Here is an 8632-nt window from a genome sequence, read left to right as displayed (position 1 = left end):
GCGTATCTCCTTGATAAAGATAGATAAAAATATGAATGTTGATTGCAATAATGGGTTTAACAATCATCGGTGACGAGCAGCCGTCTCGTCAAATATGATGTCGATGTCTGATATTAAAGTATCTAATATGAATAGATCATCGTAAGCGCCAGAGCTGTTTGGAATAATTAAACAGCGTTGACGTGTAAAGCCGATTATCTTAGCAAATTATTGAACTAAGGACAATATATTTGATGATTAATGCTCAAAGAAGTTACGTAATATCATCGAATTTGGGTCATTCTAGTAACTAAATCAATAGTAAGCGCTGACAGACATAGAGGGTTGATAAAATCTCTTACAATATATCCTATATAATAGCGTCAGTTATTGAGGAATTTAGGTATGATATTCTAACGATAGACCTTGATATAGGTATTTTCTCATCAATATAGTTCATCTAATGTTATATAAGTGGATAGGGTATGCAGCGAAAAGCAATTGTGATTGGCGCAACGGGGTTAGTAGGGCAGCATTTGGTAAAGCAACTGAGTGAGCTTTATGACACATTGATTGTGATTGCCCGCCGCCCGCCACGCTACATTAATGCCAGCATGCGTTTTTATCAAATCAATGATTTTGATAATCTCTCTGAAGTGTTTGCAAGTGTTGGTGCCGATCGAACTACGGATGCTTTTAGTTGTTTGGGTACGACAAAAAAGCAGGCTGGTAGTGATGAGGCTTTTCGCAAGGTAGATCGAGACTATAACGTAAATTTTGCCAAGTTATGTCGTGACAAAAGGGTAGAGAATTTCTTTTTACTCTCCTCAATGAATGCGGATATTGACAGTCGTTTTTTATACAATCGAGTCAAGGCTGAGACAGAGCAGGCTGTTATGGCATTAGATTTTGGCCAATTGGTCGTCTTCCGCCCGTCATTATTGCTTGGTAAGCATAAAGGTCGTCCGCTTGAGAGCCTTGGTCAAAAAGCCTTTAAACTCATTTCGCCGCTCGTGTCAGAGTCACTATCGTTACATCCTATTTCTGCTAAACGCGTTGCCAGTGCTATGGCCATGAGTGCTCATGATATCTATCATCGTAGTAAATATCGTACTGAACCTCAAATTAAGCATATCGACATTATCGAAAACAAACAGATGCTAGCGATGACTCGTGTCAAAAAATAAAGTAAATTTTTTCTAGTGACAGACTCAGTCTCAAAAACGGAAATCTATAGATATCGATTTTTAATTGCGTCAGAACAAGATTGCATTAGAACAAGAACACAAGAGTAAAAAATACAATAACTATTATCAAAGCATCAATAAGTATTTGAATAACAGTCAGTTGAATCACTAAAATAAGGAGCAGGAGCAATGTCAGAATCGATACAAATGGATAGAGAAAGTTTTGTCACTTGTGATCTATTGGATGCCAATCCTGAGTCTCAAGTATGCTTGCCAAATATCGAAGGCAAGTCATTCCGTCAGTTTGGTACAAAAGACAAATTCTGCGGTGAAATCGTGACGGTTAAGTGCTTTGAAGACAATAGTCGTGTTAAGTCACTATTGAATAGCGATGGTAAAGACAAAGAAGGCAATGGGAAAGTGTTGATCGTCGATGGTGGCGGCTCTATGCGCTGTGCATTACTAGGCGATATGATTGCACAATCAGCTATCGACAACGGCTGGGCTGGGGTTATTGTATATGGCTGTGTTCGCGATGTTGATGACATGGCAGAGATGGATCTTGGCGTGATGGCGCTTGGTTGTATCCCGCGCAAATCAACTCGTCGTGATGAAGGTCAAACGGATATCGAAATTAGTTTTGGTGATTTGACGTTGAATTCGGGTATGTTTGTTTATGCTGATAATAATGGCATCATCGCTAGCGATAAACCACTTATCAGCTGAAGCTTTAGGCCTGGCTTGATTAGTAAAAACAAAAACCTCAGCTGATAAGTTGGGGTTTTTTGTTATGTAACGACAGTTAAAGCGCAATAATCGTTGTTAACCCTCAATCATTAATGAGTAAACTCTTAAGTGACAAACCGTTACGGCATAAGTTTTGGTAATTGCTCAAATATTCGTATAATAGCTTTCTGACTCCTTAACTTTGATCCTATTCTTTATGCCTATTACTGCTCTGACTGACGCGTTTGACCCTATTAACCAGCAGTTGTTCCCTATCCAAAATGCCGAGCGGCGTTGGCTAGCGCCTGTCCATGGTGCGGTCAGCAGTTTGTGGCTGGCAAGCTTGGTTCAAACACCTATGTGGAATGTTGCCGAGCGATTAAAGGTCGTGGTGGCACGTGACCAAAACCAACTCAATCAAATAGAGACCGAGCTGGCATTTTGCGGAGTCGATGCTTATGTGTTCCCTGACTGGGAAACATTGACTTATGATGAGCTGTCTCCGCATCAAGACATCGTTAGTGAGCGCATCAACCTGCTGACGGATATGCCAAGATCAGGTGTGCTGCTTATCTCCGTACAGGCGCTGATGCATCGCGTTGCACCGCCAAGTTGGCTGATTGGTCAGCATTTTGATTTGAGTGTCGGTGATCAGTTTGATATCAATACGCAACGTGGGCTGTTGGCAAAGGCAGGCTACCGCGCTGTTGAAAATGTCTTTGAACCAGGTGAGTTTGCAGTGCGTGGCAGTATTATTGATATTTTTGCCATGGGTCAGCCTTTTCCGCTGCGTTTAGACTTGTTCGATGATGAAATCGAAACGATTCGCTTTTTTCATCCTCAAACCCAGCGCACATTGACCGCTGATGATCTCAAAGCGATGTTAACGGGCAACGATACCAGCATGGCAAAAGAGTCGCTGTCGTTACTGCATAAGATGCCAGATATCTCAAAGCCTATTCAGCAATTTCAAATACTGCCAGCAAAAGAGTTTCCACTTGATGAAGGGCGTGAGACGTTTCGCACGAACTTTGCTGCGATGTTCCCTAATACCAGTAGTCGTAAGTCTGAGCTGCACAAAGACGTAATGGCAGGGATTGCTAGTAGCGGATTAGAGTATTATCAGCCGCTATTTTTTGACTTAAAAGACTGGGAGGCGGAGAGTAGTTTATTTTCCTATTTACCAAGTGATGCATTGTTTATCACCGATGAATTAATCAATGAAAAACAAGCTGATTACTGGTCACAAATTCAGCGCCGCTACGAAGAGCGTCGCCATGACATTGATAAGCCTATCGTAGAGCCAGCAATGCTGTATCTATTATCTAACGCGCTTAACGAGCAGTTAAACCAGTATCCAAGAGTAATATTAAGTGCTCGTGATGAACTGGCTACAATGAATGATGTGGCAGTGCCAGAAAGTATAGAAGCCTCACAAATACCATTGCCATCGAGTGTCACTAAACAACAAGGGCTGGTGACATTAAGTGCTCAAGAACCGCCACAGTTAGCAGTCAATCATCAAAAGTCTGAACCATTATCAGAATTGCTCGACTTCTTGGATACGCAATCAAAGACTTCAACACCCGTATTAATCGTTGCAGAAACCGCAGGCCGTCGCGAGATTCTCATCGAACTGTTCAAAGGCAAGATTGATATCAAGGCGTACGATAGCTTTGAGGCATTTTTAGCCGCAGATAAAACCAGCGCTATTAATAACAGTCACTTACCGCATGTCGGTCTGACCGTAGCGCCAATTGAGCGCGGTGTCTATGTGCCTGAACGCTTGGTGTTGATTAGTGAGACACAACTGTTTGGTCGTCAAGTTTTACAGACGCGCCGTCGTCGCCAAAGCGGGGTATCAGAAGAGTTCTTGGTCAAAAGCGTTACTGAGATAACAGATGGCAGTCCAGTGGTACATATTGAGCATGGTATCGGTCGTTATAATGGCTTAATTACCTTAGATGTGGGCGATGGTGAGCAAGAATTTATCCATTTAAAATATTCTGATGACGCTAGTATCTATGTGCCAGTTGCCAATTTGCAAATGATTAGTCGCTATAGTGGCGGTGATCCAGCGTTAGCACCGCTACATAAAATTGGTAGTGGTAAATGGGACCGAGCCAAGCAAAAAGCATTAGAGCAAATTCATGACGTTGCTGCTGAATTGCTCAATATGCAGGCAAGACGCGAGGCCAAAGTTGGAATTCATTTCAAAATAGACCCATCACAGTATGAGTTATTCGCTAGCCAGTTTGCTTTTGAAGAAACTGCCGACCAAGCCAATGCCATTCATGCAGTCATGGAAGACATGAGACAAAACCAGCCGATGGATCGTCTCATTTGCGGCGATGTTGGTTTTGGTAAAACAGAAGTCGCGATGCGAGCCGCGTTTATTGCCGTTAGTGCTGGCTATCAGGTTGCCGTACTGGTGCCTACCACATTGCTTGCCGGTCAGCATGAAGACAACTTCCGCGATCGTTTTGCCGATTGGCCCGTTCATATCGAGAGCTTGTCGCGCTTTGGTGGCAAAAAACATCAAGAAATGGTATTGGCTGATTTGGCTGCTGGTAAAGTGGACATCGTCATTGGTACCCATAAACTGCTACAACCAGATGTGAAATTTGCCAACCTTGGCCTGATGATTGTTGATGAAGAGCATCGCTTTGGAGTGCGTCATAAAGAGCGTATCAAGGCCATCCAGACTGATGTCGACAGCATGTCTATGACGGCGACTCCGATCCCTAGAACGCTTAATATGGCGCTCTCAGGTATGCGTGACATGTCGATTATCGCCACACCGCCTGCCCGTCGTCTTGCCATCAAAACTTTTGTGATGCAAAAGACAGAAGCCCTGATGAAAGAAGCCATATTGCGTGAGTTATTACGTGGTGGGCAGGTCTATCTGCTACACAATGATGTTGCCAGTATTGAGCGCATGGCAGAGACTATTCGTGACCTAGTGCCAGAAGCACGAGTAGGAGTAGCTCATGGGCAAATGCAAGAGCGCCAACTTGAGCAGATCATGCAGCAGTTTTATCATAAAAAGTTCAACGTGTTGGTTTGCTCTACCATTATCGAGACAGGTATTGATGTGCCCAATGCCAATACGATTATCATTGAGCGCGCTGATAAGTTTGGTCTTGCGCAATTACATCAGCTGCGCGGCCGAGTAGGACGTAGTCATCATCAAGCGTATTGTTACTTACTAGTGCCTTCTCTGAAAGGCCTCAAAGGTGATGCCAAGCGCCGTTTGCATGCGATTGAGCGTGCCAATACTTTAGGTGCAGGCTTTATGCTGGCAAGTGAGGATTTAGAGATTCGCGGTGCAGGGGAGATATTGGGTAAGCAGCAGAGTGGCAATATGCAGGCGATTGGTTTTAGCTTGTACATGGATATGCTTGAGCGGGCGACTAAAGCCATTAAAGCTGGCAAGGAGCCTGATTTAAATACACCATTGTCGTTGACCAGTGAAATTAATCTACACAGCTCTGCTCTCATTCCAGAAGAGTATTTACACGACGTGCATCAGCGCTTATTGTTCTATAAGCGTATTAGTAATACCGATGATAAAGAGGCATTGACGGATATTCGTACGGAAATGATAGACCGCTTCGGGGCACTGCCAGATCAAACCAAGCAGCTATTCGCCATTCATGGATTACGCTTACAAGCAGAGCCGCTCAAGATCAATAAAATTGATGCAAATAGTACTAGTATGACGCTAGAATTTGCGCCAGATACTCCAGTTGATGCGTTAGCGATTATTAAATTGATCCAATCAAATGGTCAGCATTATCGTATGAATGGCGCATCTGGTATCCGTTACCAAAATAGCGATAAGTTAGCCACACCGCAACAGCGTGTGACGGTCATACAAGAGCTGCTGCGCTATTTTAGCGAGCACATGGTGACAGAGCCTGCTTAGTACATAGCTGGATATCAAGTAGGCTAGGTAGTCATACTAAGACAATAAGTCATGGTGCTATTTTATCAACCCGATAACTGATAAAATAGCCAAACTAACTTTTTAACTTTCTGTATTTTTATTTGCATTAAACAACAAGAGAACCGTCATTATGTTCCAACTTCATCATAAACTTGCTGCTGATAGTTTTTTAGTGGGGGATTTTCCATTATCCACTTGTCGTTTAATCAATGACTGCCAATTTCCTTGGCTTATATTGGTGCCGCGTGTATCTGGCATTAAAGAGTTATATGAGCTGTCTGAGGCAGACCAAACACAGTTTTTACGAGAGTCGAGCTGGTTGTCGAGCCAGTTAGCCAAAACCTTTCAAGCTGATAAAATGAATGTAGCCGCTCTTGGTAACCAAGTGCCACAGCTTCATTTCCATCATATTGTCCGTTATCAAAATGACATGCAATGGCCAAACCCAGTATGGGGTGTGCCAGCTGTGCCATATACTAAAGAAGTATTGGCGCAAATGCAGCAAACATTGATGATGGCATTACGTGGTCATCACCAAATGCCGTTTGATTGGCAAATGTAATTATCATTCTATCCTGCATTCAATAAGAATAGATTGAGTTTAAATTCTATATGTAAAAAGAGAGGCCAGATACTTAAGTGTATCTGGTCTCTCTTTTTAATTGAATTTGAATAAAACTATAAAACAGTGAATAAACTAGACAAAAGGTCGTCTTATAGTCATCAGTAACCTTGTTTAAACTTATTTCGAAAGTATAATATATTATTAGATATATCTTATGATAAATCGTCATAAGGACAAATAATGTACATATGTTAGTGTAGTATGCCTTTGTCTCTCAGATAGCTCACCTTATTCAAGTGAATCTCATATGACCTTCTCAGAGACATTCAAACCAATGACGCCGTTAAAGGACGCAGGCACATGTCATTTTGACTACCCAGAAGTGTTCGTGTTAATACTGACGGTTTTTTTACGTGCTATATACTACGACTTCCGCTCTATCTCAATGGCATTATTGGTTATTATCACATTGCCAAGCCTCATGATCCTGATATACAACTACCGACGCCAGACTAGCTTTTGGACGTCTAATATCGTTATTATTCTATTATCGGTTGTCATCGGATCGTTACAATGCTGTACGGTCATATCAATCAGTTTGGCTGCTTTGATTGGTGTACGTATCATTCTTAGCCGACCTGAGAATCACCTCAGACTGTTATCTGTATCTGTCGTGACCATTATTGTGTTTTTCTACGTTAGCACAGTCTTAAATACGAATAGTATGGACTTTGATGAAGGCTTATTACCATTGATAGTAATGGTGGCAAGCTTAGGCGTTATTTTGTACCAGTTCAGGCGTATCTATCAGCAACATATTACTTTTAAAGCACGTGCCCATCAGGCTGGTGGACGATTGAACACCATGGTATCGGTAATCAATAAACTTACCCGTTTTGTACCACCACAAATTTGGGAGCCTATTGTCAAATCGGATAGCCCTGTTAGAGTTTCTAATAAACGTGCAAAAATAACTATCATGTTTTCAGATATCGTCGGCTTTACCGAGCTGTCTGATAGTCTAAGTTCTGACAACTTGGCAGACATCCTCAATACTTATATGCATTGCATGACGTCGATCGCTGATAAGCATGGTGCAGTGCTTGATAAGTTCATTGGTGATGGCATGGTATGTTTCTTTGGTGAGCCAAATAGCCGCGGCTCGCGTCAAGATGCACTAGATTGTGTGGCGATGGCAATTGATATGCGCCGAGAAATGCGTACTTTACGTCAAAAATGGCGGTTGATGGGATTTGAAGGCTTATATATACGTGTTGGTATCACCACTGGCTACTGTCACGTTGGTAATTTTGGTAGTAATAGTCGATTAAGCTATACCATCATTGGTAAAGAAGCCAACCTAGCCTCTAGGCTTGAGTCCTGTGCGGGCAAAGATCAGATATTGGTCAGTGAAAGCACTTACGATTATATATGCCATAACTATGAGTGTGAGCACGTTGCCGCATTTTGCTTGAAGGGAATTGATGAAAAGGTCGATGCATGGCAAGTACTTGATCCTAGTGCCAGTACAGGTCATTTATCTAAATGGGTTGACCACACATTGCCCGGTTTCAATTTGCATTTGAACTTTAAAGATATGAAAGACAATGATTATCAAGATATTAGAGCTCGTTTAAATTTTGCGCTGGAACGCATCGAGCAAGAGGAAGAAAAAGTTGTAAAGGGCATAGCCGCAGAAAGTAAACGTGAGGATGCCAATCGCAAGTAAACGTTTCAAGCTTAATATATTAAAATCATATATAGAAAAAGGCCAGCTATCACATAGCTGGCCTTTTTTAATCTTAACTAGAAAGTATCATCAGTGTTTAATGATTTTCTTTAGCATGATTGAGGGTATATTTAGGAACTTCGATGGTCAAGTCATCATCATCAAGCATGACCTGACAAGACAGACGTGAGTCAGGCTCTAAGCCCCAAGCACGATCAAGTAGATCAGCTTCAATATCATCCATCTCATCTAAACTGTTGAAACCCTTACGTACTACAACATGGCATGTAGTACAAGCTTTCGACATCTCACAGGCATGCTCGATTTTAATGCCTTTTTCTAATAGTGCTTTGCATAAGTTTTCACCAGCTTGCAACTCAACTTCTGCGCCTTCAGGGCAAATTTCGTGATGGGGTAGTACGGTAACTTTTGGCATAAATTATCTGTCCGATGCTAATCAATTTAAAAAATATTAGAAATTAGCTTAACGTGTTAGC

Annotated in this window: 6 protein-coding genes; 5 read left to right on the top strand and 1 reads right to left on the bottom strand. The window is 42.0% G+C overall.

Going from position 1 to position 8632, the window contains the following annotated elements; genetic code table 11:
• Positions 1–464 precede the first annotated feature (464 nt).
• The 5 genes from B2863_RS05285 to B2863_RS05265 all read left to right on the top strand — a co-directional run bounded on the left by B2863_RS05285 (position 465) and on the right by B2863_RS05265 (position 8135).
• Entirely contained in the window at positions 465–1166 is a 702-nt protein-coding gene (locus B2863_RS05285) for an NAD-dependent epimerase/dehydratase family protein (RefSeq protein WP_296208019.1), read from the top strand.
• Between the two features lie 207 nt (positions 1167–1373).
• Positions 1374–1892, top strand: coding sequence for a ribonuclease E activity regulator RraA (gene rraA, locus B2863_RS05280; protein WP_414706889.1), 519 nt, complete (start codon positions 1374–1376; stop codon positions 1890–1892).
• A gap of 217 nt (positions 1893–2109) precedes the next feature.
• The gene (gene mfd, locus B2863_RS05275; protein WP_296208014.1) at positions 2110–5820 is read left to right on the top strand and encodes a transcription-repair coupling factor; all 3711 of its coding nucleotides are present in this window, start codon (positions 2110–2112) and stop codon (positions 5818–5820) included.
• Between the two features lie 151 nt (positions 5821–5971).
• On the top strand, positions 5972–6403 hold the full coding sequence (locus B2863_RS05270) for an HIT domain-containing protein (protein ID WP_057759208.1): 432 nt from the start codon (positions 5972–5974) through the stop codon (positions 6401–6403).
• A gap of 310 nt (positions 6404–6713) precedes the next feature.
• On the top strand, positions 6714–8135 hold the full coding sequence (locus B2863_RS05265; protein WP_296208012.1) for an adenylate/guanylate cyclase domain-containing protein: 1422 nt from the start codon (positions 6714–6716) through the stop codon (positions 8133–8135).
• 97 nt (positions 8136–8232) lie between these two features.
• Here B2863_RS05265 and fdx read toward each other — a convergent pair whose 3' ends face one another.
• Positions 8233–8571, bottom strand: coding sequence for an ISC system 2Fe-2S type ferredoxin (fdx, locus tag B2863_RS05260; protein ID WP_057759211.1), 339 nt, complete (start codon positions 8569–8571; stop codon positions 8233–8235).
• Positions 8572–8632: the final 61 nt, after the last annotated feature.

Origin of the sequence: Psychrobacter sp. UBA3480, assembly GCF_002377945.1 — a bacterium.
GTDB lineage: Bacteria > Pseudomonadota > Gammaproteobacteria > Pseudomonadales > Moraxellaceae > Psychrobacter.
Note: the sequence above shows the minus strand (reverse complement) of the source record. Positions and strands in the feature narration are given on the sequence as shown.

Bases quoted from the DNA above. Each gene is read 5' to 3' on its own strand.
- B2863_RS05285 (WP_296208019.1), top strand. From the start codon at position 465: ATGCAGCGAAAAGCAATTGTGATTGGCGCAACGGGGTTAGTAGGGCAG.
- rraA (WP_414706889.1), top strand. From the start codon at position 1,374: ATGGATAGAGAAAGTTTTGTCACTTGTGATCTATTGGATGCCAATCCT.
- mfd (WP_296208014.1), top strand. From the start codon at position 2,110: ATGCCTATTACTGCTCTGACTGACGCGTTTGACCCTATTAACCAGCAG.
- B2863_RS05270 (WP_057759208.1), top strand. From the start codon at position 5,972: ATGTTCCAACTTCATCATAAACTTGCTGCTGATAGTTTTTTAGTGGGG.
- B2863_RS05265 (WP_296208012.1), top strand. From the start codon at position 6,714: ATGACCTTCTCAGAGACATTCAAACCAATGACGCCGTTAAAGGACGCA.
- fdx (WP_057759211.1), bottom strand. From the start codon at position 8,571: ATGCCAAAAGTTACCGTACTACCCCATCACGAAATTTGCCCTGAAGGC.